This window comes from Veillonella sp., from assembly GCF_019414865.1.
Classification (GTDB): domain Bacteria; phylum Bacillota; class Negativicutes; order Veillonellales; family Veillonellaceae; genus Veillonella.
The window spans coordinates 1-1,226 of record NZ_DXLG01000174.1; the positions used below are offsets into that span (position 1 = coordinate 1).

General features: G+C 42.7%; 1 pseudogene. It reads left to right on the forward strand.

The features are described 5' to 3' along the window. Positions 1-1,226, forward strand: a pseudogene (locus QZ334_RS07920) (2-hydroxyacyl-CoA dehydratase); the annotation flags it as partial.

Below are 1,226 nucleotides of genomic sequence, written 5' to 3' on the forward strand. Positions count from 1 at the left end.
TACGATTATAATCGCGTGGTGTTCACAGAGGAAATGCGTAAGACCTATAAAATCTTGGTGCCACAAATGTCACCATTGCATTTTAGCCTCTTAGATCCAGTCCTCAAAAATGAAGGCTATAACTTTGAAATGTTGCCAGCACCAACGCGTGACGATATTGAAGTGGGCTTGAAATATATCAATAATGATGCATGTTACCCAGCGATTATCGTTGTTGGTCAGCTCATGTCTGCACTATTATCTGGTAAATACGATATCGATAAAACAGCTGTTATCATCTCTCAAACAGGTGGTGGTTGCCGTGCTACAAACTATATTGGTTATTTGCGTAAAGCATTGATTGACGCTGGTATGAAACAAGTACCAATCCTATCTCTTAATGCAAGCGATATGGAACGTCAACCAGGCTTCAAATTGACAAAAGGTTTCTTGCATCGCATGATTCAAGCCGTTGTTTACGGTGATGCCCTCATGCAATGCGTATTGGCTACCCGTCCTTACGAAACTAACCCGGGCTCTACAGATGCATTATGTGATTACTGGATTAAAAAATTACGTGAAAACATTACATCTGCAAGCCTTCGTCAGTACAATAAGTACATCAAAGAAATTATTCATGACTTTGATAACTTGCCGGTTAATAAAGATGTACAAAAACCTCGCGTTGGCGTCGTAGGGGAAATTTACGTTAAATTCCACCCAAGTGCTAACAACCATATCAATGAACTCATTGAAAAAGAAGGTGGCGAAGTCGTTACATCTGGTTTATTAGACTTCTTCTTGTACTGTGCAATGGACAGCACGTACCGGGCTAAACACCTTGATGGTACATGGCTATCTGGCTTCTTCGGTACATTGGCTCGTGAAGCCCTTGAACTCTACCGCTTGCCATACGCTAAAGCCGTAGCGGCGTCTAAAAACTTTGACCCTCTACAACGTATGACAGAAGTAGCAAAAGAAGCAGCTCAATTCATCGGTCTTGGTAACCAATGCGGTGAAGGCTGGTTCCTCACAGGGGATATGATTGACCTCATTGAAAAAGGGGCAAAACAAATCGTATGCTTGCAACCATTCGGCTGCTTACCAAACCACGTTACAGGTAAAGGCATGGTGAAAACACTATCCGCTGCCTACCCAGACGTGCGCATTGCTGCTATTGACTACGATCCGGGCTCCAGTGCAGTAAACCAAGCAAACCGACTAAAACTATTACTATCGACAATGTT